Origin of the sequence: Streptomyces sp. NBC_00012 (assembly GCF_045040875.1) — a bacterium.
Classification (GTDB): domain Bacteria; phylum Actinomycetota; class Actinomycetes; order Streptomycetales; family Streptomycetaceae; genus Streptomyces.
The window spans coordinates 246,305-267,655 of the sequence record NZ_CP108310.1 but is presented as its reverse complement, the minus strand read 5'-3'; the positions used below and the strand labels follow the sequence as shown (position 1 = coordinate 267,655).

The window sequence follows — 21,351 nt, the reverse complement described above, 5'->3', positions numbered from 1 at the left end:
CCTCCTCGCGGTGTGGACCGGTGCCTGCCCCACCTGCCACCGCAACATGCCCACCCCGATACCAACCTGACCAAGCACTACTAGCGTCTGAGCTGCGAAAACGTAGTCTCGATACCGGAATCTGGCCTTGAGCGTGTTGCACGCGGCTATGCTCGCCTCGGTGGTGGCACACATGTGCCTGCACGCTGGCCACCGCCGCATGACAACCGGTGTCCACGATCAAGGGGAAAGCCCCGGCTTCATCAAGGGCCGCTGCTTTGTCGTGGAGTTCGACATCCGCAATTTCTTCAACGAGATTGACCACGACCGTCTTCTCGTCGAGGTTGAGCGCCGGGTGTCGGATCGTAGGGTGCTCAAGTTGGTTCGTCTGTGGTTGCAAGCAGGTGTGATGGAAGGCGGGATGTTCCAGCGGACGGTCGCTGGGACGCCGCAAGGTGGGGTGATTTCTCCTCTGCTCGCCAATATCTACCTGCACGTCCTGGACTCCGAGCTGTCGCAGCGCGGAGCAGGGGAGTTGGTGAGGTACGCGGATGATGGTGTCGTCCTGTGCCGAACAGCGTCCCAGGCAAGGGCGGCTCTGACAGCAGTCGGGGAAATCCTCGACTCGCTTGGGTTGCGACTGCACCCGGACAAGACGAAGGTAGTTGACCTCAGAGAGGGCCGGGAAGGACTCGACTTCCTTGGCTGCCACTTCAGGGCGCGCTTCTCGGGCAGGGTGTGGGAGAAGTACGGAAGGATCCGCTTCTATCTGCACCGCTGGCCGTCGCAGGCGGCAATGAAGCGACTCCGGGATAAGGTCCGCGAGAGGACTGACCGCCGTCGGACTGGAATGGACATCCGTGATGTAATCGCGGATTTGAATCCGATCCTGCGCGGCTGGGGTAACTATTTCCGAACCGGGAACGCTGCTCGGAATCCGGGCTGTTGACGGGTATGTGGTGTGGCGACTCCAACGCTTGATGGTTAAGAAGCGGGGGCGCAACCTACGGGCTGGGCAACGGGCGGAATGGGTAGAAGAGTGGTTTAGAGGGCACGGCCTGTACCACCTGCGTGGCACGATTCGCTATCCGAAGGCGGCGTAACCTTGTCAAGAAGATCACCGGTAAGCCGTATGCGGGAAAACCGCACGTACGGATTGAAAGGGGGATGGGGAAACGGGCCCGTTGGGCACCGCGCCCCTGACTACCAGTGACCGTCCGCCGTGCCCTTGGCACCGGCCCCCAGGCTCCCGCGCACAGCATCCGCGCCGCCCAGGCCGACCTCCTCGACGCTCTCTCCGGAGAGCGCCTGTCCGACCTCGACGAACTGCGCGCCCGAGGCGTACTCGGCACACACCCGGCCGCACCACCGTCCCCGCGGCAGACCCTCGGAACCGGCGGCCACGCCGACGAGTGAACAGTCGTCAGTGAGCGTTTTCAGCGTTGCTGCTCCAGGGTGAGGATGGCTTTGGTGATGACGGCCATGTGGTTGGGACTGATGCGGGATCTGCGGAAGATCTGCCAGGACTTCAGTCGCGCGATGCCTCGTTCGACCGGTGCCCTCGCCGTGGCCAGGGTCCAGTTGGTGGTGCGGTGAGGGTGAGTTCACCGCCTGGTGGGCGTTTGAGTCCGGTGGTGACCCAGGGGCCAGCCCCGATGTAGGCGCGGTCGGCGAGGACGGGAACGCCCTGGCGTTCGCAAGTCCGGATGATGCGGTGGGTTCGGACAGGGAGCGGTGAAGAGTAGGCCCGCGGCGAGCAGCGCCACGACCTCCCGCTCGTGGCCGGTGAGCGGCGCCAGCCGGTCCCGGGCGTCGGCGGCCTGGCCGAGCCGCTCGCCGCCGAGGGTGTCGATGACCCGCCGGGCGACGACGGGCGAGAGCGCGGCCCCGCCGCCCGCGACCGCCTGCAGCTTGGCGATCAGCTCGCGGACTTCAACAGGAAGCCGCTCACGCCGCTGCCCAGGGCCCGCTCGACGTATGCCTCCTCCGAGAAGGTGGTGAGTACCACGATGGCCCCGGGTGCGCCCGCCGCAGTTCCTCGGCAGCGCCGAGCCCGTCGAGCCGGGGCATCCGGATGCGAGCAGGGCCAGTTAGACCACCTGGTGCCCGTCCCAGGTTTCGGCGACCACCTCGACCCCGGGGGCGGTGGCGAAGATCGCCCATGCCCCGGCCCAGATTGCTGTCTCGTCGTCGGCAGGCAGCAGCCTGACCATCCGCCCAGCGTACGGGCGGGGGCAGGGCGGATGACGGGCGTCCGGGGTCAGAGGTAGTCGACGTGGACGTGCGGGGCGCAGCGGGCGACGGCCTCGCGCAGTTGTCCCCGCAGCGTGGTGGTCGTGGTACCGATCGGCCGGGGCACGGTGACGGTGACCCAGTCCGGGTACCGGGGCTCGACGCCCTGGCGGGGGAGCGGCAGCGGGGCGCCCCAGCGCAGCCTGAGGAGCAGTTGCACGTTCGGGCCCTTGGCGACCGGCGGGCGGCTGGCGGCGACGACGTCCGTCCACGGGATGGTGACGAACGGGTCGTCCTTGCGGGTGCTGCGCCGGCTGCGGACGGTGAGGCCGGGCGTCTCGACGGTGACGGTGTGGGGCCGGGCGAGGACGACCGCGACGCGGAGCGCGAACGCGGCCAGCGCCACCGGCGCCCAGAGCCGGAGTCTCTGGTCGTTGTCGTACTCCGCGTAGTCGGTCTGCCAGGCCCCGAGGGTGACCAGGGCCGCGAACAGCGCGCCGATCAGAGGCCAGACGAGTCTGGTGAGTTTGCGCCCGGGGGTGGCCTTGAAGACCACGGGGGCGGGCGGGGCCACAGCGGTGGGCGGCACCGGCACTGGCCTCGGGGCGGCGGCCGGTGGTGTGGGGGTCTTCGGCGGCGCGGCCGGGGCGGGATCGGGGGACGGGCCGGGGGCCGGGTCCGGTGTTGGCACCGGGACCGGTGCGTGGGCGCGCAGTTCGGCGAGCAGGCCGGGTGCGGTGGGCCGGTCCGCCGGGTCCTTGGTGAGACAGGAGCCGACTATCGCGCGCAGCCCCTCCGGCACCGCCGACAGGTCCGGCTCGCCGTGCACGGCCCGGTAGAGCAGGCTCATCGCCGGGCCCTCGCCGAAGGTGCTGCCGCCTGCCGCGTGCACCAGGACCGTGCCGAGAGCGAACACGTCGCAGGCGGGTCCGACGGTGCCCTGCTCGATCTGTTCAGGCGCGAGGAAGCCGGCCGTGCCGATGACGCTGCCGGTGTGGGTGAGACGGGTGTCATGGAGGGCGCGGGCGATACCGAAGTCTAGGACCCGGGGCCCGTCGTCGGACATGATGACGTTGCTCGGCTTGAGGTCGCGGTGCACCACCCCACAAGCGTGGATCGCGGTCAGCGCCTCGGCCAGCGCCGCGCCCAGGGCGTACAGCGCGCCCTCGTCGAACGGTCCGTCCTCGGCGACCGTGCGGTCGAGGTCGCGGCCGGACACGAAGGCGGTGACCATCCAGGGCGGGGTGGCGTCCGGGTCGGCGTCCACGACCTGCGCGGTGTGGAAGCCGCCGACCTGCCGCGCGGCGGCGATCTCGCTGCGGAAGCGGGCGCGGAAACCCTCGTCGGCAGCGAGTTCGGCGCGGGCCACCTTGACGGCGACCAGCCGGCCGCCGGGCGAGCGGCCCTGGTAGACCCGGCCCATGCCGCCCTCGCCGAGCTTGCCAGTGATCTCGTACTCCCCGACCGTGCGCGGATCCTCGGGCCCCAGGCCCTGTCCCGGCTCATGCATAGACACCCCCGAAATGTCGTTGACGGCCCTCGGGGCGAATTCGCCTCGGGGACAGCTATTTTGACGTACTGTCAGTCAACTCATGCTGGATTCCTTGGACTTATGGGGGGCTTGCTGAGCTCTTTCGCCCTGGTCACTGATCGGGTGACGGCGGCTGGACGCGCAACGCACGAGGCCCCCGCGCCGTTGAGGGAAGTGTTCGGAGTCTCAACCCACCGGCACAGGAGCATCGTTGGTTCCCTATCCTGCCGCACTCGACCTGCCGCACGCTCTGGTCGAGTGGGTCACGATGCTCATCGTCACCCACGAGGGCGACCGGCGCTGCAAGCTCCCGCCGCACCAGCGTGCGCTGGTCGCCCTGGTGTACCTGCGCAAGCACGACCCCCCTCGCGCAGATAGCCGCCGGCTTCGGGATCTCTGTCGGCACCACCCACACCTACGCATCCAGCGTGATCGCTCTCCTCGCCGACCGGGCTCCGGGCCTGCTCAAAGTCCTGCGCGAGAGCGATCCGGACTACGTACTGCTCGACGGCACCCTCGCGGAGTGCGACCGGACCGGTGACGGACGGGCCGACTACTCCCACAAGCACCGCCGGCACGGTGTGAACGTGCAGGTCGTGACCGGCCCGACGGGTCACGTGCTGTGGATCTCGCCCACGCTGCCCGGCCGTGCCCACGACCTCACAGCGGCCCGCGCGCACCGGATCATCCGGATCTGCGAACGCCAGGGCGTCCCCGTCCTCGCCGACCGCGCCTACCAGGGAGCCGGACCGTGGGTGACCACCGGGCGCAAACGGCCTCCCGGCGGCGAACTGTCCCCGACCCAGCGCACAGTCAACCGAGCACTGGCCCGGGCCCGGGCACCCGTCGAACGCGGGATGGCACGGCTGAAGTCCTGGCGCATCTTCCGCCGGTCCCGCGTAAGCCCCAACCGCATGACGTCAATTGCCGCAGCCGTCCTCACCCTGGAGAGGCAGCGCTGAAAACGCTCAGACCGCGTTTGAGATCTGCCGTAGCCGTGGGCTGACGTGCTCGTTGGACTCTCCGTGAGTGGTTCTGGGGGCGGGTATCCGTCGGACCTGACGGACGAGTAGTGGAGGCTTGTGGAGCCGTTGCTGCCGCCGGCGCGGGTGGGGCCGAAGGGCGGGCGGCGGGAGAAGCATCCGCGGCGTCGGATCGTGGACGCGATCTTCTACGTGGTGCGGACAGGGTGCGCTTGGCGGCAGCTGCCGAAAGACTTCCCGCCCTGGCCCACGGTCTACTGGTACTTCGCCTGGTGGCACGATGACGGCACCGTCGAGCGCGTCCACGACGCACTGCGTGACCGGGTCCGCGAGGCCGACGGACGCAACCCTGAACCGAGTGCCGGACTGATCGACTCTCAGTCCGTGCGCACTGCCGACACCGTCCCCGCTGCTACCAGAGGCTTCGATGCGGGCAAGAAGGTCAAGGGCCGCAAGCGGTTCATCGTCACCGACACCCTCGGCCTGCTCCTGGCCGTCCACGTCGTCGCCGCGAACATCCAGGACCGCGACGGCGACCCCGACGTCGGCAAGCCGATCCCCGGCGACACCGCCGGCCCCCAGCTGCGCCAGTACGCCGACGAAGTCGAGCGCGTACGGCTCTTGTACTGGGTCACGGCTTTGCGCACCGTGGTCGTCGCGTACATCGAGGTCTAGCCAGCGAAGGAGCCGAGGTGCCCGCACGATGTACGCGAGCAGCCCGGCCTCCCGCAGCATCCCCAGGTGGTACTCCACCGACCGCTCCGACAGCCCGGTACGCCGCACCAGGTACTCGATCTCCGGACGGCACGGGAACAGCTGCGCCAGCTCCTGGGCGACCCGCACCGTCGTCGGCCCGAAACTGCGCGGCCCGTGCGGCCGGTACAGCCCGGACCCAGCGGCCCAGTGGACCGCCTGCATCCAGGGGCCTATCTGGACCAGCTGCCGCATTACGGCCTGGGATATCTGCCGCCCCCAGCGACCGCGCTCCTGCTGATCGCGTGGGGACACCTGCATGGCCTCGTCGCCCTTGAGGTGTTCGGGCACACCTCTTTCCTCGGTGACCACCAGACTGAAATCTTCCGCACAGCGATGCGGAACCTGCTTGAGGACATCCAGCGCCGGATCGCGGTCGCGCCGGCGCCACGCCCTTGAACCGGGCTGAAACTGCCAGGTCGAATTACTCACTCGAATGAGTGGTGAAGCTTTGGTGCCGGCGCCCGGGAAGGGAAACGCTGCCACCCTGAGCTCACGAGTCATTGCTCGTGGACCGGGTCGCGGTGGGTATTCGATTAGCCCACCGCACAAGAAAATTTGAGGTCTTCGCGTGCCGGGAAAATCCATTATCCACAGCAAGGCCCAGCATTACTACAACGTGTTCCATCACAGCGCGACGGGTGGGTCAGCGAAACCGACGTGTACGCCTGGGTGGGCCGCACGACGCAGGAATTCAAGCTCACGCCAGGAACCGCCCCCGCCAGCGCGCTGCAGAGATCCCTTCTGGAGTACTGGAAGAGATTGTTTGTCCCTATGGACACGGACGGGGACGGCGTCGTATCACGCCACGAATTCCTGGCCGGGTTTGTCAGCCTGGGGGACAAGCCGGATGATTACGCGCGGATTGTCACGCCGTCGGCCAAGGTCTTCGTGGCCACCGCCGACGTCGACGGGGACGGCGAACTCGACAAGTCCGAGTTCAAGCGCCTGTTTCAGTCCTCTTTCGCGCTGAGCGACGAAGACATCGACGTGTCGTTCGCCGACATCGACACTGACAGCTCCGGCTCCATCTCAACTGACGAGCTGAGAGCGGCCATTCGCGTGTTCCACAGCAGTACTGATCCGAACGACCGAGGTCACCGCCTCCTGGGAGCCCTGCGTTCCTGAGCCGACAGAACCGGACAGCGTCCTCTCGTCCGCCGTCGGGTGCTGATTCCACTCGGCACCGGCGATCAGAGGGGCTCCGCCAGTCCCGCATCGAGCCGCGCTCAGGAACAACACGCCAGGAGAAACGACTGTGACCACCCATCTGCAGACAACCAAGGCCCCGCTGGTGACAGCGCACGCCAAGCACATCGTGGCCGAGACCGGTGTCCTGAACAATCCGTACTTCCGAACGCTGGTAGACGGAAGCATGTCGTTGGAGAACTTCCGCACAAGCCAGGAGCAACTAGGTTTCGCCGTCACCTACTTCGCCCGTCCGATGGCTGCGCTGGTGTCCCGGATCGAGCACCCCGCGGATCGCATCGGCATCCTGGGCAATGTCGTGGAAGAACACGGCGGATTCCGCCCTCAGGAATTCCATCACGAGACCTTCCGCAGATTTCTGGCCAGCATCGGCAGCGACACCGTACGGCTGAACGGCCTGAAGATGATGCCGGCCGTCCACGCGTACAACAGCGTTCTCAGTGCGGTGTGTACGTGGGAGGACCCGCAGGTAGGAATTGGCTGCATGGGCGCGATCGAGTACGCATTCGCCTCGGTATCGGCCATCACGGGCAACGCGGCTGTGAACCGCGGTTGGGTCGCTCAAGCCGACCTGATGCACTACGGCCTCCACTCCGAAATCGACGAACAACACGCAGAGGACTTCTTCCTGCTGCTAGAACCCCACTACCGAAACCCAGCCGCACGACGCCGAATCGACCAGGGCCTCGGCCTGGGCGCGTACGCGCTGAACCGCCTCTACAGCGATCTGTCCGAACTGGGTCGTTCACAGCAAAACTGATCACGGCTGGGCGAGCAGGAAGGCTGCGAGCGCGGTGAATTCGTCAACGTCGGCGAGCAGCCGCCAGGCCGTCGGTGTCGAGGCGATGGGGCCGAACGCCCCTGCCTGGTCCCGCAGAGCGAAGTGGGAGTCTCCGCTTCCTTGTCTGGGGTGGTTCTCGGTTCGGTGTCCGGTCTTGGGTGCTGTGGGCCGGGCCGGTTCGGGTGTTTCTATGGGGTGTTGAGCAGTGATGGCCGGGCGCTGGTGCTGGACAAGCAGTGAGGATCAGCTGGTCACTGAGTGAGGAATGCGTGGTCAGCGGGGCGGGAGCTCCAAGAGGGCGTCAGCCGGTCACGGGCGTCCCGGCTGCTCGACGTCGCCCACGCCCTGGGCGCCATCCAGGCCGCCGTGGCCGCAGGAGTCCCGCATGCGAGACACCGACGTGACGACTGCGGCCGTGCTCGACTACGGCCTGTCCCAGCGCGCTCTGATTGCCGTCTCCGACCACACCGTCCCGAGCTGCTCCAGCTCGGCGACGCGCCTGGCCTCCAGTGTCCCGGCCGCGTAGGTGCGGCGTTGGTCGGCGATCCACTGCCCGAGCGGATACCAGCGACCCCGCCCCAGTCCTCCGGCGTGACGACCGTGTACAGCACCCGCAGCACGGTGTTCCCGGTCTTGCGCAGCCACCGTCCGGCCGCCTCGATCCCGCGCCGCCAGTAGGCGCCCTCCGGGTCGATGACCCGCAGCCGAACGAACTGCGCCGCCGCCCCGGGGCCGCGTTCCTCGCTGAACCGCAGCACCCCGCCGCCGCCCCGCTCACCCGCACGCCTGTGGTGAGTCCGCGTTCTCGTCTCTGGTGTTCGTACCGTCGGGGGTGTCGCGTCGTTGATCACACGAAGTCCGACCCGACGACCAGGGCTCATGAGACACCCAGGCCGCGAAGAACACCTGCACATCCACATGCGTCAGGCCGCCCCGGCCGGTGCGATACGGGCGGCCAGGAAGGCGAATGCCAGTGCCAGGGCGGCCTGCACGGTCACGGCGACGGCGAAACCGTGGGGCAGTCCAGTGGCGGGACCGCCCGCCGTTGCGGTGGCCACGGCGTGGAAGACGCCTCCCAGGAGCGCCACGCCCAGGCCGAGACCGAGCTGCTGCAACGTGGTGAAGAGCCCACCGGCGACACCGGCCGCCCACGTCGGTGTGCGGGACAGGACCGTGCGGAGGACCGGCCCGTACATCAGGGCCTGAGTGACACCGAGCACGATCAGGAGCGGCTGCAGGGCCGACGGGGACCCGCCGTGGGTGCCGTTCACGGTGAGGGCGAGGCCCAGGAGCACAGCCGCCTGCCCGATGGCCGCACCCGTCATCGTCCAGCGTCCGGTGCGGCGTTCCACGGCCGGCAGGGCGAGGGCGGTGACGACGAACGCCGCGCCGAACCCGAGCAGAAGCACGACGGCGCCCCAGGCGTCCACGCCGAACGCGCCCTGGGAGAGCGCCGAGAACTCGTACAGGAAGGCCCCGTAGCCGGTGAAGAACAGCAGCGTCATGATCAGGCCCTGGCGTACGGCCGGGGTGCGCAGCACACTCGGCGGTACGACGGGCAGTTCGTCGCGGCGTTCCGCGGCGCGTTGCGAGCGGGCGAAGACGGCGAGCACCGCACCGCCTGCGGCCAGCATCGCGAGCACCGGGGCAGGACCACCCGCGGAGGTGCCGAGCGTCAAGGGCACCACGACGAGGAGCAGGCCCGTGCCGAGGAGCGCGGCCCCGCGCAGATCGAGCGCGAGCGGTGCCGTCGAGCGCGACTCGGGCACGGTGCGCAGGGCGAACAGCGCGGCCGCTCCTATCGTCCCGGTGAGCATCTGGACGAGCCGCCAGCCCCAGTGGTCACCGGCGGCCTGGGCCACGGCGCCCGCGAGGAGCTGTCCGGTGACGGTCGCGATGCCGCTGACGGCGGCGAACAGTGTGACGCCCAGCGCCCGCAGCTTCTCGGGCGCCGTGGACTGGATGGTGGACAGGACCTGCGGGGTGAACAGGCCCGCGGCGATGCCCAGTACGGCGCGCAGCGCGACGAGTGTGACCAGGTTCGGTGCGAGTGCGGCGAGGACAGAGGCCACGCCGAACGCGCCGACGCCGGCAGCGAGCAGCCGGCGCCGTCCGAACCGGTCGCCCAGGCGCCCCGCGACGACGAGGGTCGCGGCGAACGCCGTGGTGTACGCGGACAGCACGAGCTGCCCGCCCGACACGGTCACGCCGAGGTCATCGGTGATCGCGGGTTCGAGCAGGTTGACCGACCCGAACGTCATGTTCACGGGCAGGTAAACGACGAGCAGGACGGCGAGGCCGGCGCCGGTGAGGGCGCGCGCCGGGTGCGGCGCCACAGTGTGCGCGGCGGGAACGGTCTGTGTGGTCATGACCACGACCCTGCGCCCCTCGTCATCCTGGTACCAGGAGCCCAGCTATAGGGGTACCAGTACTACCTGGATCCACCGGCCCCAAGCCATGACACTGGGGTGGTGACCTCTTCGACACCCGACCGCAGCACCCTCGGTGCCTTCCTGCGCGCCCGCCGCGCCCGCGTCACCCCCGGTGAGGTGGGCCTGCCCGTAGGCGGCCGGCGCCGTACACCCGGTCTGCGGCGCGAGGAAGTCGCGCAGCTCGCCGGCGTCGGGGTCACCTGGTACACGTGGCTCGAACAGGGGCGGGCCAAGAACGCGTCCGACCAGGTACTGAACGCGGTGGCGCGCGTCCTGCGCCTGAATGCCGCCGAGCACCGCCACCTGATGGTACTCGCGGGCCGTGTCACGGCCACCGAGCCAGGACCGCCCATGGACCTGCGCCCCGAGCACACCGCCGTCCTGGCCAAGCTGCTGCCGTACCCGGCCGCTGTGCAGACTGACTGCTACGACCTGGTCGCGGCCAATCGCACCTACCGGTACCTGTTCGCCGACCTGGACGCGTACCCGGTCGAGGAACGCAACTGCGCCTGGCTGATGTTCACCGAACCGCGCTGGCGCAACAGCCTGGTCGACGAGGACAGCGTCCTTCGCGAAATCACCGCGAAGCTCCGCACCCGCCAGCCGGAACACCGCGACGACCCCCGCTGGAACGCGCTGATCACCCGGCTGCGCCAGGAGTCGCCGGACTTCGTACGGCACTGGGAGTCGTACGAAATCGTGGGCGACCGCACCCAGCTGCGCCGCTACCAGTCACCGCGCGTCGGCGCCCTCGACGTCCAGTTCCAGAGCCTGTGGCTGGACCGGGTGCGGGGCGAGCGGATCATCGTCATGACGCCCACCGACGTCGCCACCGCCCAGCGTCTGGAACGCCTCGACTCGCTGGTCGGCGCCGCACCGGCGTGGACCTCCCGCGGCGACTCCGCCGACGGTTCGGCCGCAGGAGCCTGAGGACCGGCCCGGGGGCTGAGAGCTGCACCCCGACGCCGTACGTCCTATCCGCGAGGTGTTCGATCGTTTCGGTGTCGTGTGCCCGCAGCGCCCCGAGGACCTTCGCGAGGGTTCCGTACCGGAACAATCAGAGAAGCAATTTTCCCTTCACCGGGCTTGATTCTCAGGGCGCGTCCGACCATTTGCACGATATCGATCATCGACCCCCGTGCGTCGCAGAATGCGACGGAATCACGATCCGCGGTATCGACGCCGTCTCGTGCCGGGGCGGTGTCAGGAGCCCACCCCGACGGCCAGATCCTGCCAGGCCCCCGTCTGCCCACACTCGGCGCCGTTCGCTGTGCAGCACCTAACGGGCAGTGGCGAGGCCTTCCTCGAACGCGACGTCCTGATGCGACGACACCGTGCCGAGCTGGGGGCCGTCAGTCCAGGATCTCAGCTCCTGGTGGGTGGTTGGCGAGGGTGTTTCGGGCAGGCCCGAATGAACAGGACACACCCTCACGGGAATGCGAGTGTTGCCCTGCGGGGAGCCACCCGGCACCCCTGGGGAAATATGCCGCCCCCCTTTTCTTGGTCCGAGCGGCACACAACGGGGAGGCCACCATGCGTACACGAAAGCTCATCGCCGCATCAGTAACCGCCCTCGCCCTTGCCGGCGGCGTGGCCGGCACCGCCCACGCCGCCACACCCACCACAGCCACAGCCACCACGCCCGGGCACGGCACCTCCGCACCCGCCGGAGACGACGGCGGCGCGCCTGGTGGCGGGGGCTTCGGGCCTGCCGGGGACAACGAGGGCGCGCCTGGTGGCGGGGTCTTCGCACCGGCTGGGGACGACGACGGCGGGCCCGGGAGCGGGACCTTCGCGCCGGCCGGAGACGACGCGGGCGGGCCCGGGGCCGGGACCTTCGTGCCTGCCGGAGACGACAACGGCGCGCCCGGCAGCGGGTCCTGACGCTGGGCGATAGCGACAGTGCCGAACAGGACGTCGGGGAGCAGCCGACCGAGCACGGCTGGTTTTCCCCTTCGGAATAGCTGATTCACGCCCCGGCCTCGCATGAGACGCGTAATTCTCACCAGGGAACACAGAGGGAGAATCAATGAAGAATGGCTTGCTGGGCACCCTTGCGGCATCTGCGGCCTTGGCCCTCACTGCTGGCCTGGCATCATCCTCGTACGCGGAGAGCAACCCTCCTGGCTGCCCTAAGGGCTACTTCTGCATGTACTCGGGGGAGAACCAGAACGGCACGCTTCTGAAGAAGGCGTCGGGTGACTGGGGTCCTGGAGACTCGTCCGGGTTCGTCAAGGGAGTCAGGTCCATCTTCAACAACGGCAACGATTGCAGCGGATGCGACCACGTGGACTTCACGTTCTACGACGGACTCTCGAACCACATCCGCTGCTACCACTACAACCCAGGTCCTGGAACCTACAAGTACAACTTCTCGATCGGGGTCACTGCCAAGGGGGTCCGGTGGCGCGGTGAGTGCTGATGGTCATTGCCGGCAGTGTCGCCCGACCATCGGTGCGTGGCGGCACGGCATTCCAGGATGCCCGACGCAAACAGGATAGGAGAAAAGGTGGCGAAGTGTTTGATGCTCACCAAAAAAGCGATCACGAGGGGGGAGATCCACACCCATGCGTAAACGGACTCTCGGCATGTTCATCGCGTAAACGGACTCTCGGCATGTTCATCACGTCTGTCGTCCTTGCGGTGACAGCCACGCTCACGGGGGTCGGTCCCGCCGTTGCAGAGCCCAGCCCCACGGGCTGCGCCAAGGGCGACTTCTGTGCATGGTGGAAAAGCGCTGACACTCCGTTCATCCACCGCCCCGACAACTTCAATCAGATCATGATGGCGGGCACGGGCGGCCACATATAGGTCTTCAACAACGGCTTTGAGGACGGTGCGGACCATCTGCGCGTGAAGTGGAACTACACGCAGGACGGTGGCGCGGGATCCAACGTACGGACCAAGTGTCTGCACTACAACCCGGGCCCAGGCACATACAAGGGAGTCATCGGTGGAGCAGCGGGCAAGAACACCCGGTTGCTCTCGGTGCAGTGGTTCGACGGGGAATGCTGATCCACCAGTAGTCACGCGACAACGGGGCTACTCCCGTCTTGTGACGTAGAGCAGGACCGTTTGATTTCCGGATCCCTATGAGGTGGAGTTTCAGCGTAGTCGTCTGCGGATTGCGTCACAGCGATGGACCGAGTGAGGGTTCGCATGGGGAGCGCTGTGAGGTCGGAAAGGGTTTGCATTCCGACCTCACAGCGCGCGTGTATCCGGCGGGATCAGGGGCATTCGCCATTGAACCAGGTGACCGAGAGAATCATTGTGTATTTGCCCGCTGCTCCGCCGATGGCTCCCTTGTATGTGCCTGGGCCCGGGTTGTAGTGCAGACACTTGGTCAGCAGGTCGCCTTCCCCTGCGTACCGTGGACGGACATCGTCGACGAGTTCGGTGCCCCGTCCGTGCTGTTCGGCAGTAACAACCCCTACTACGGCAAGACTCTGGGCTACCTGACTGAGAACCCGGAGGAACCGATGGTGTCCTTCCATCTCTGGAACGGCAGTGTTCCGGGAGCCGAGCAATCATGGCCACCTCCGCACGAGGAACCGCTCCTGCTTGCAGAGGGCTTCGGAAGGGGCCCTTCCGCCAGACCTTCACCTTCACCCCGGAGGGCCGGCGACGGCTCCCTGTGGAGTAAAAACTCAAGATCAGCGGGTGCTCGGTGCCTGCTCTGCTTCCGATTCGGTCACTGCGCTCGTGTAGCGGAGGCTGGCCTTGGCACCGAGGGAGAAGACGTGCGCGAGATGGAGGGGGTCCGCGCCATTGGCGAGGGCTTCTTCGAGGATGCGGTCCTGCCTCAGCTGGTCGACTCCCATGGGCAATTCCTTGACCAACCTGTCCATCCAGAACGTGCCCACCGATGTCGTCGTGGTGGCGGTGTTCCTGGTGATCAGCAGATGTGGGTTCGTGCTGTTCGGCCATCGGCGCTGACGGTAAGCGAGGTACTCGCTAATCGCCTCGGCGGTGTAGTCGTCCAGAGGACGGTTCAAGCCTTCAGGATCGAGTCGCCGTCCTGGTAGGTCCACATGCTCGACCAGCATCGAGCGAATCTGGCGGGCGGGTAGCGCATGGATACCGGACAGGGCCACGACCACGCGAAGGGCCGGATCCTGCAGTGCGGCAGCAACGACGGACTCCACCTCGTCCGCGGTGAGTGATGCGGGGATCTTGATCGCCGGCTTGCCGCCTTTGATGCCTCGCATCGGGTTGCCGAAGATCAGCCGCTCAGCCTTGAGCGTGCTGAACAGCGACCGCAAGGCACTGGCGTCGTATGCGTGATAGGGCCGGTCGGCGAGCCAGCTGGTGATGTCGTCGCGGGTGGCCTGCCGCAGGGTTGTGTACCTACCGGCGTACTCGGTCAGGAACGGCAGGATGCTCCTCAGGTTCGTAATGACCGTCGCGCGGGCACGTGGCCTGCGGCGCGGGGTCCCGTGTCGCAGGATGTCGATCCATACGTCCAGCTCAGAGCGGACATCTGAGGCGAGGAAGTGCAGGTGTTCCTCGCACCAGGCGTCGAGCGAGTCGGGCCGGTCGTCGAGGAAGATGTCGAGTTCCTCGAACACCTCCAGGACGTGGTTGGCCGGCACTGCCGTGTGGGTGAGCTGGGTGATGATCGAGGCCCGGATTCGCTCCCCTGGCCGGTGAACCGCGCAGAGAATCCGGATGCCGCGTCGCACTGAGCCGAGAGTGCGCGGCGGCCAGCCACGCAGTTCCGCGTTCCGGGCGGCCCGGGCACTCAAGAATGCGAACAGTTGAGGGTCGAGCAGTGGGGCCTTACTGCTGACTCCACGGAGCTCGCGCGGCACGTCGAACAGCAACGGCTCCGTCCAACGGGCCGGGACACGGTGCGGCCGCGGTGACCACGGTTCCGACGAAACAGGCTGAGGCCGGGGGCCGCTGTGCGGTCGCAGGGTGCCGATGATGAAGAGCTGGTGTCCCGTGCGGGCGGCTACTGTCAGGTCGACGCGCGTCTTGTTGTTCGGGCCTGCGATCAAGCTGGCCTGGCGGCGGCAGAGGCGGCAGATCCCGTCCAACGCGGCGACCTCGCGTGTGCAGACGTCGCAGTGGCGGCTGGTGGCTTTCGAGGTGAAGCCCCAACACGCTTTACAGCGTGGGCGGTCGATTCAGCCCCATCCAAAGCAGTCCCGGCAGCTCCGCGTGGCCCAAGGTCGTGATCGCCGGACGGAGCCGGTGTGCGCAGGGTGACGAACACGGAGTGATACGCGAGGCGTTCGTCCTCGCCGCGCGGAGCGGCGCCGGGGCCGGGCGGTGCGGGCGGCTCGGTGGTCCCGAAGCGGTGCCAGCCCTGCCAGGTGGTCAGTGGCCCGGACGGCTCGGCCCCGGCGCCGCTCCGCGCGGGAGGTGTCCCGGCCGCTCCAGCTTTCCGGCGCGTGGGCGCCGGTGGGCGGCGGTTCACCATTTCTCAGCCTCCGCGCGGGCGTCATACAGCCCGTACCCCGGTGAAGGAGGCGGTGGGGGAGCCGTCTTCGTCTTCATCGGTGTCCTGGCCGGGGTGTGGTAGCTCGTCAGGGGTGTCGTCGAGATCGTCGAGGCTGTCGGGCATTTGCAGCTCCCGCACCCGCGCATGCAACTCGGCCGACACTTCCATAACTTCCTACCCGCCCCAGTGGTCCTGCGCCGGTGGGAGCGATCTGGGTCACGTCCTGGAATGCAGGGAGTGTTCCACGCCACCTGCCCTTCCGGCCCGAGCACGGGGTCCGGGCGTGCGCAGCGCACGCGCGGGGCACCGTCAGCTCGTTCTCAGGGTGGCGCAGAGGGTGGCGCGGGCCGCTCTGCCTTCGGGGATCGGCAGGAGGGGGTAGACATGCAGCATCGCCGGCGCCTCGTGGAAGTCCACTTCGAGGCCGGTTGTCGTGGCCACGGCGGCCAGTCGGCGGGCGTCGGGGTTGACGATGTCGCGGGTTCCGCTGAACAGCGTGATCGGGTTCAGCCCGGTGAGGTCGGCGAGAAGGGGGCTGACGTGTGGGTGGTCGGCGGGGAGGTCTCCGCGGTAGAGGTCCCCGGCGTAGCGTGCGCCGGGGACGGCGAGCCAGGGGTCGCGGCCTTCGAGCGAGGCGATTCCCGGGTCGGTGAGGGTGATGTCCAGCCAGGGCGAGATGAGGATTGTGTGGGCGGGCGGGGGCATTCGGCGGTCGCGCATGTGGAGGGCGACGGCGAGGGCCATGCCGCCGCCGGCGGAGTCACCGATGAGACTCGGACCCGTGTCGGCCCCGTCTTCGAGGAGTTCGGCGGCCAGGTCGGTCACGGCCGGTACCACTTCGACCGCGGTGGCCAGGGGGGCGAGCGGGTAGATCGGCACCGTGACCCGGGTGTCGGTTTTGGCGGCCAACTGGGCGATCAGCTTCCAGTGCTGAGGGGCTATCTCGTTGATGTACGCGCCGCCGTGCAGGTAGATCGCGCGCCGTCGGGGGGTGCGGGCGCGCGGGGTGACCTCGTAGATGGGCCATCCGGCCACCCGGCGTACGGCGAGGTCGACCGAACGCTCAAGGTCGGCTGGCGGCGCGTACCCGACCGGGCGCACCGAACGGGCGAGGACCTGTTCCCGGACAGCCTCCGCCGAGCTGAAGAGTTTCTTGGTGCCGCGAAGCCTCAGCACGGTTGGCATCACTCTGCTGGTCAGGCTGGGCATGGTACGGCTCCGTTCCTGGGGTGCTCGGTGTACTTCGGTGACAGGTCAGGTCAGGTCGGTGTTCTTCGTCTTGGGGTGGTCTCCCTGACAGACTTGAGCTGCTGTGCGGCTCCATGGGCATGCACCATGATCGTGCTACGAGCTACTGGCCGGCGTTCCCGGGCGGCTTTCCCTCGTGACGGCGGGCCAGCCCGCTGAGTGCGGCGGCCGCCAGTGCGCAGAGTGCGCCGAGGAGCCAGACGGTGCGGTAGCCGTTTTCGCCGGGCTGGCCGGTCGTGGGAGAGACGAAGGCACTGAGAAGGGAGGCGAAGAGGCCGCCGGCGACCGCGCCGCCCAGAGTCTTGACGTTGTTGTAGAGGGCGGCGGCGATACCGGTGCGGGAGGCGTCCGACGCCTCGACGATCACGGTGGGCATGGCGCCGAGCGACAGGCCCATCCCGAGGCCCAGGAGGAAGGACTCCGCCGCCATCTGCCACACCGCGTCGTGGACCAGCGCGTACAGGACGAACGCGGCGGCCACCAGCCCGAACGCCGTCACCAGGGTGGCTCGGTAGCCGATCCGCCGGGCGACCGCCGCGGTGGCGAAGGAGCCGAGGACGGCGGCGACGTAGCCCGGCAGTGAAACAAGTGAGATGGCCAGGGCGGACAGGGCGAAGCCGTATCCGGCCGTCGCCGGATCTGCGGCGAAGAACATCGTGTTGGGGGCCTGGCTGCCGAAGTAGAAGATGCCGAAGAGGAATGCCGCGAGGTAGAAGGGGCCGGCCTCGCGGCCGGCGAGGGCCCGGAGGTCCACCAGCGGTTCGGCGGCGCGCAGCTCCACGAGAATCCAGATGATCAGGAGGAGGACACCGAGGAGGAGAGGGCCGAGGACCGCCGGGCTGCCCCATGCTCCGTTCTTCGCTGCGCCGACGCCGCTCAGCAGGGCGAGGACGGCCGCGCTGAGCAGTGACACGCCGGGCCAGTCGACCCGGCCGCTCGCCCGATGGGCGGATTCGGGTACGGCGACGTACGAGACGGGCACGCAGACCAGTGCGAGCGCCGCCGGTATGAGCAGGGTCAGGCGCAGATCCCCCGAGGCGGAGTGGACCAGGGCCAAGGCCAGGCCGCCCACGAGGGAGCCGAGTGCCAGCGAGCCGACCAGCAGGGCGATGGCCCGCCGTGCCTCGGCGACGGGCAGCCGGTCGCGCACGAGGGCGATCTCCAACGGCAGCAGGGCGGCAAGCGGTCCTTGGAGGAGCCGCCCGGCCAGCAGGACCGGGTAGCTGTCCGCCAGCGCCACGATCAGGGTTCCCGCCGCGGTCACGACGAGGGCAATCCGGAGCATCCGCCGGTGCCCGTACAGGTCGCCGAGGCGCCCGAACAGTGGGACACACACGGCGGCCGCCAGCAGCTGGACGGAGATGATCCAGTTGGTGTCGGCGGTGCCGATGTCCAGGTGCGCGGCGAGGTCGGGAAGGAGCGGAGTGATGCCCGCCTGGAGGACCCCGCTGGTGAGCTCGAAGAACACGAGCAGGCCGACGACGGCGGTGACGGCACGCGCGGGGATCTGCGCGACCGGTCTGGCCGGGCTGTTGGTGTGGGTCATGGGTCATTCCTGCGAGGAAGGCGAGACCGGGGATCCGGCGGAGGAATCGGACGTTACGGAGGGTGAGGGTGAGGACGAGGACGAATCCGAGCGGGCGGAGGTGGCGAGTGCGAGGCGCCGCAGGGCCAGTCCGGCGAGCAGCGCGGCAGCGTGGGGCAGCGCGGCATCGTCGTAGACGGCCTGGGGCGAGTGGTTCATCGGGGCCGTGGTGGGGTCGGTGCCGGCCGGGCAGGCGCCGAGCCCGAGGAACGCGCCCGGCACCTCGCGCAGCACGAAGGAGAAGTCCTCCGAGCCGGCCAGCGGCGTCGGCGCCACGAAGACCCGGTCCTCGCCGAGGACGTCCCGGGCAGCTTCGATGGCGAACGCGGTCTCGCCGTCGTGGTTGATCGTCGGCGGGTACTGGTGGACGTAGTCGATGTCCACGCTCACGCGGTGGGCAGCGGCGATGCCGTGCACGGTCCGCTCGAACGCCATGCGGACGGCGGCCCGCGAGGCGTCGGAGAAGGTCCGGACGGTGGCGGAGAAGCGGCCCGACTCCGGGATGACATTGGGCGCGGTACCGGCCTCCAGGCGGCCGACCGTGACGACGGCCGGGTCGAAGATGTCGATCTCACGCGTCACCAGGGTCTGCAGCGCGGTGACCATCGTGCACAGCGCGGGCACGGGGTCGACGGCGGCGTGCGGGGACGAACCGTGGCCGCCGACGCCGCGCACGGTGACGTGGACGGTGTCGGAGGCCGCGAGCATGGGGCCCGGTCGGGTGGCGGCGAATCCGGTCGGGGCTCCACGGGAGACGACGTGCAAGGCGTACGCGGCGACGACCCGCTCACCGGCCGCGTCGAGCACCCCCTCGTCGATCATGATCTTGGCGCCGCCCTGGCCCTCCTCGCCGGGCTGGAACATGAAGACGACGTCACCGGCGAGCTGCTCGCGGCGGGCCGCGAGCAGGTGTGCGGCGCCGACGAGCCCGGTGGTGTGCAGGTCGTGACCGCAGGCGTGCATCCGCCCGTCGATGACGGACGCGTAGGAGACACCGCTGTCCTCGTGAACGGGCAGGGCGTCCATGTCGCCCCGGAGGAGCACGGCCGGCCCGGGCCGCCCACCGCGGAGCACGGCCGTGACCGAACTGAGGGCCCGGCCGTGCGTGATCTCCAGGCCCAGCTCCTCCAGGGCGGCGATCACCTTCGCCTGGGTGAGGGGAAGGTCCAGGCCCAGTTCCGGCTCCCGGTGCAAAGAGTGACGCAGCGCGGTCAGGACGGGAGCGAGAGCGTGGGCTTCGTTCAGTAGTGACATGGGCGTATCGTGGCGAGCCGCACCACCGGCAGAGATCATTCGCAGGAAACAGCCATACATGAGCCATGTACAGCCGGAATCGACCATCCAGGCCGATGTTCTCGACGACCTCGACCACCTGCTCGTCACCGCACTCCAGACCTCGCCGAGAGCGCGCTGGGAGCAGATCGGCGCGGCCATCGGCGTCGATGCCACGACGGCGGCCCGCCGCTGGAAACGGCTGACCGAGGCCGGACACGCGTGGCTGAGCTGCCACCCCGCCGGCATAGGCCCCACCCCGCCGGTGGTCGCCATCGTCGAGGTCGACTGCGCCGCCGGCACCCTGCACCAGGTGGCCGCCGCCATCGTGGACGACCCGCACCTGATCACGATCGACCACGTCACCGGCTCCCGGGACCTGATCCTCACCGGTGTGTTCCCCGACCACTCGGCGCTCGCCCGCTACGTCGGCCTGCGCCTGGAGGCGCTGCCCGGGGTCGCCGCGACCCGCTCCCAGATCGCCTCCGCCGTACACGCCGTCGGCAGCCGCTGGCGACTCGACCGACTCGCACCCGACGGCAGGCAGGCCCTCACCCCGGACCAGTCCAGCGGGGGCACCGTTCTCCGCCGCGGTCTCTCCTCCGCCGACGGACTCGACCACCACCTGCTCGCTCTCCTCGGCGAGGACTGCCGAACGTCGGCCGCCCTCCTCGCCGAGCGCACCGGAGCAAGCCCCAGCACCGTCCGTCGGCGACTGGACCGCTTCCACCGCGCGGACGCCCTCATCTACCGCTGCGAGGTGGCCCGCTACCTGTCCGGCTGGCCCGTCGCCGTCACCCTCTGGGGCGTCGCACCGCCCGACGCCACCGCCCGGATCACCAGACAGCTCATCGCCCAGCGTGAAACACGCCTGTGCGCCTCACTCTCCGGCCCGCACAACCTCCTGCTGACCGTCTGGCTGCGTTCCATGGAGGACATGTCCGCCTTCGAGGCCCGTCTGTACGCCCGCTTCCCCGAACTCACCATCACCGACCGGGCCGTCACCCTGTGGCCGCTCAAACTCGCCAGCCAGATCCTCGACCCGCAAGGCCGCCGCATCCGCGGCGTTCCCGTCTCCTTCTGGCACGACCCGGCAGCCGAATGCACCGAGGAAAACCTCATCCGGCGCCTCGCCGAGCCTCGCCGACCTGGGCCAGATCGGATGCCCGGTACGCCCGACCACGCTTGATCCGCTGCGTGCCCCACAGCTCTATCCGGGCTCGACCACCCGCCACCACTCCAGATCGACTCCCGCATCACCACCGGCGACCCGATGCAGACGATGCGGCCAGACCTCCTCCCGCTCCCAGCCGTAAGCCCCCTCCCACCACCGGGCCACGACCGCATACGCCAGAGCGAACACCTCCCCAGACCCCACACCGGCCCGCACCGCACGACGCACCACACCCGCCCACCGCCGCTGCCCGCGACCACTCCCGGAAGACCACGCAGGTCGAGGTACTCGTGGGGCTGGTCGGCGTCCGCGTCTCCTTGGCTGCCGGTGCGCAGGGTGGTGGTCAGGGCGTTCCATGTCTTGGGGCCGACGATTCCGTCGGCCTGGAGGCTGTGCTGGGCCTGGAAGGCGCGCACGGCGGCTTCGGTGAGGCCCCCGAAGGACCCGTCGGCGGTCAGGGCGTGTCCATGGGCGGTGAGCAGCTGCTGGAGCGCGGTGACCGCGCTGCCCTGGGCGCCGGTGCGCAGGTTGGGCCCCTGCTGCTGGTTCCGGGAAGCGGGGTCGGCGGAGCGGGCGGCTGAGGCTGCCGGGTCGCCGCTGCTGCTGGCGGTGGCGGTGTCGGGGGCCTGCGTACCGAGCGTGGCGAAGGCCGCGATGGCGAGAGCGGCGGTGGTGAGGGTGGCCCAGAGAGTACGGGGAGTGCGGTTCACGGCGGAGTTCCCTTTT

General features: G+C 68.9%; 18 protein-coding genes and 5 pseudogenes. 11 read left to right on the top strand and 12 right to left on the bottom strand.

Annotated elements, in window-relative coordinates:
- Positions 1-160 precede the first annotated feature (160 nt).
- The gene (locus tag OHA19_RS40335; RefSeq protein ID WP_405722767.1) at positions 161-928 is read left to right on the top strand and encodes a reverse transcriptase domain-containing protein; all 768 of its coding nucleotides are present in this window, start codon (positions 161-163) and stop codon (positions 926-928) included.
- A gap of 254 nt (positions 929-1,182) precedes the next feature.
- Here OHA19_RS40335 and OHA19_RS40330 read toward each other — a convergent pair whose 3' ends face one another.
- From OHA19_RS40330 to OHA19_RS40315, 4 genes and pseudogenes are all read right to left on the bottom strand, one after another.
- Positions 1,183-1,383, bottom strand: coding sequence for a hypothetical protein (locus tag OHA19_RS40330; protein WP_405722770.1), 201 nt, complete (start codon positions 1,381-1,383; stop codon positions 1,183-1,185).
- Positions 1,384-1,415: 32 nt separating this feature from the next.
- A pseudogene (locus tag OHA19_RS40325) lies at positions 1,416-1,768 on the bottom strand (transposase family protein); the annotation flags it as partial.
- A 301-nt stretch (positions 1,769-2,069) separates the two neighbouring features.
- Positions 2,070-2,192, bottom strand: coding sequence for a hypothetical protein (locus tag OHA19_RS40320; RefSeq protein WP_331750342.1), 123 nt, complete (start codon positions 2,190-2,192; stop codon positions 2,070-2,072).
- A gap of 47 nt (positions 2,193-2,239) precedes the next feature.
- Positions 2,240-3,721: a serine/threonine-protein kinase gene (locus OHA19_RS40315; RefSeq protein ID WP_331750344.1), complete on the bottom strand. Its 1,482-nt coding sequence runs from the start codon at positions 3,719-3,721 to the stop codon at positions 2,240-2,242.
- 232 nt (positions 3,722-3,953) lie between these two features.
- On the opposite strand from OHA19_RS40315, the pseudogene OHA19_RS40310 reads away from it, so the two are divergent.
- The 5 genes and pseudogenes from OHA19_RS40310 to OHA19_RS40290 all read left to right on the top strand — a co-directional run bounded on the left by OHA19_RS40310 (position 3,954) and on the right by OHA19_RS40290 (position 7,447).
- A pseudogene (locus tag OHA19_RS40310) lies at positions 3,954-4,704 on the top strand (transposase family protein).
- A 120-nt stretch (positions 4,705-4,824) separates the two neighbouring features.
- A pseudogene (locus OHA19_RS40305) lies at positions 4,825-5,259 on the top strand (IS5 family transposase); the annotation flags it as partial.
- Positions 5,260-5,649: 390 nt separating this feature from the next.
- Positions 5,650-5,877: pseudogene (locus tag OHA19_RS40300) on the top strand (TetR-like C-terminal domain-containing protein); the annotation flags it as partial.
- Between the two features lie 261 nt (positions 5,878-6,138).
- Positions 6,139-6,606 (top strand): EF-hand domain-containing protein, encoded by a 468-nt coding sequence (locus OHA19_RS40295; RefSeq protein WP_405753434.1) that lies wholly within the window; start codon positions 6,139-6,141, stop codon positions 6,604-6,606.
- A gap of 130 nt (positions 6,607-6,736) precedes the next feature.
- Positions 6,737-7,447, top strand: a complete 711-nt coding sequence (locus OHA19_RS40290; protein WP_331750348.1) for an iron-containing redox enzyme family protein — start codon at positions 6,737-6,739, stop codon at positions 7,445-7,447.
- A gap of 444 nt (positions 7,448-7,891) precedes the next feature.
- Here the strand turns inward: OHA19_RS40290 and OHA19_RS40285 are convergent, their stop codons facing one another.
- Positions 7,892-8,113 (bottom strand): helicase associated domain-containing protein, encoded by a 222-nt coding sequence (locus OHA19_RS40285; protein WP_331750350.1) that lies wholly within the window; start codon positions 8,111-8,113, stop codon positions 7,892-7,894.
- A 278-nt stretch (positions 8,114-8,391) separates the two neighbouring features.
- A complete protein-coding gene (locus OHA19_RS40280) occupies positions 8,392-9,837 on the bottom strand; it encodes an MFS transporter (RefSeq protein WP_331750352.1) in 1,446 nt (481 codons plus the stop codon).
- 102 nt (positions 9,838-9,939) lie between these two features.
- Here OHA19_RS40280 and OHA19_RS40275 point away from each other — a divergent pair, with 102 nt between their 5' ends.
- The 4 genes from OHA19_RS40275 to OHA19_RS40260 all read left to right on the top strand — a co-directional run bounded on the left by OHA19_RS40275 (position 9,940) and on the right by OHA19_RS40260 (position 12,915).
- Positions 9,940-10,830 carry a helix-turn-helix transcriptional regulator gene (locus tag OHA19_RS40275; protein WP_331750767.1) on the top strand — a complete coding sequence of 297 codons (891 nt, stop codon included), beginning with the start codon at positions 9,940-9,942 and terminating at the stop codon, positions 10,828-10,830.
- Positions 10,831-11,433: 603 nt separating this feature from the next.
- Positions 11,434-11,784: a hypothetical protein gene (locus OHA19_RS40270; protein ID WP_331750354.1), complete on the top strand. Its 351-nt coding sequence runs from the start codon at positions 11,434-11,436 to the stop codon at positions 11,782-11,784.
- A 145-nt stretch (positions 11,785-11,929) separates the two neighbouring features.
- A complete protein-coding gene (locus tag OHA19_RS40265) occupies positions 11,930-12,322 on the top strand; it encodes a peptidase inhibitor family I36 protein (protein WP_331750355.1) in 393 nt (130 codons plus the stop codon).
- Positions 12,323-12,753: 431 nt separating this feature from the next.
- Positions 12,754-12,915: a hypothetical protein gene (locus OHA19_RS40260; RefSeq protein ID WP_331750357.1), complete on the top strand. Its 162-nt coding sequence runs from the start codon at positions 12,754-12,756 to the stop codon at positions 12,913-12,915.
- Positions 12,916-13,553: 638 nt separating this feature from the next.
- On the opposite strand, the gene OHA19_RS40255 is transcribed toward OHA19_RS40260, so the two are convergent.
- The 5 genes from OHA19_RS40255 to OHA19_RS40235 all read right to left on the bottom strand — a co-directional run bounded on the left by OHA19_RS40255 (position 13,554) and on the right by OHA19_RS40235 (position 19,433).
- Positions 13,554-14,723 (bottom strand): hypothetical protein, encoded by a 1,170-nt coding sequence (locus OHA19_RS40255; RefSeq protein ID WP_331763184.1) that lies wholly within the window; start codon positions 14,721-14,723, stop codon positions 13,554-13,556.
- A gap of 623 nt (positions 14,724-15,346) precedes the next feature.
- Positions 15,347-15,469 (bottom strand): hypothetical protein, encoded by a 123-nt coding sequence (locus OHA19_RS40250; RefSeq protein ID WP_331754187.1) that lies wholly within the window; start codon positions 15,467-15,469, stop codon positions 15,347-15,349.
- A gap of 186 nt (positions 15,470-15,655) precedes the next feature.
- Complete coding sequence (locus OHA19_RS40245; protein WP_331750362.1) at positions 15,656-16,555, bottom strand: alpha/beta hydrolase fold domain-containing protein; 900 nt, start codon at positions 16,553-16,555, stop codon at positions 15,656-15,658.
- Positions 16,556-16,697: 142 nt separating this feature from the next.
- Positions 16,698-18,140 carry an MFS transporter gene (locus OHA19_RS40240; RefSeq protein WP_331750363.1) on the bottom strand — a complete coding sequence of 481 codons (1,443 nt, stop codon included), beginning with the start codon at positions 18,138-18,140 and terminating at the stop codon, positions 16,698-16,700.
- A gap of 3 nt (positions 18,141-18,143) precedes the next feature.
- A complete protein-coding gene (locus OHA19_RS40235) occupies positions 18,144-19,433 on the bottom strand; it encodes a M20 family metallopeptidase (protein WP_331750365.1) in 1,290 nt (429 codons plus the stop codon).
- Between the two features lie 58 nt (positions 19,434-19,491).
- Between OHA19_RS40235 and OHA19_RS40230 the strand changes: the two genes are divergently transcribed.
- Positions 19,492-20,640 carry an Lrp/AsnC family transcriptional regulator gene (locus OHA19_RS40230; RefSeq protein ID WP_331750367.1) on the top strand — a complete coding sequence of 383 codons (1,149 nt, stop codon included), beginning with the start codon at positions 19,492-19,494 and terminating at the stop codon, positions 20,638-20,640.
- Positions 20,641-21,029: 389 nt separating this feature from the next.
- On the opposite strand, the pseudogene OHA19_RS40225 reads toward OHA19_RS40230, so the two are convergent.
- Positions 21,030-21,335: pseudogene (locus OHA19_RS40225) on the bottom strand (peptidoglycan-binding protein); the annotation flags it as partial.
- Positions 21,336-21,351: the final 16 nt, after the last annotated feature.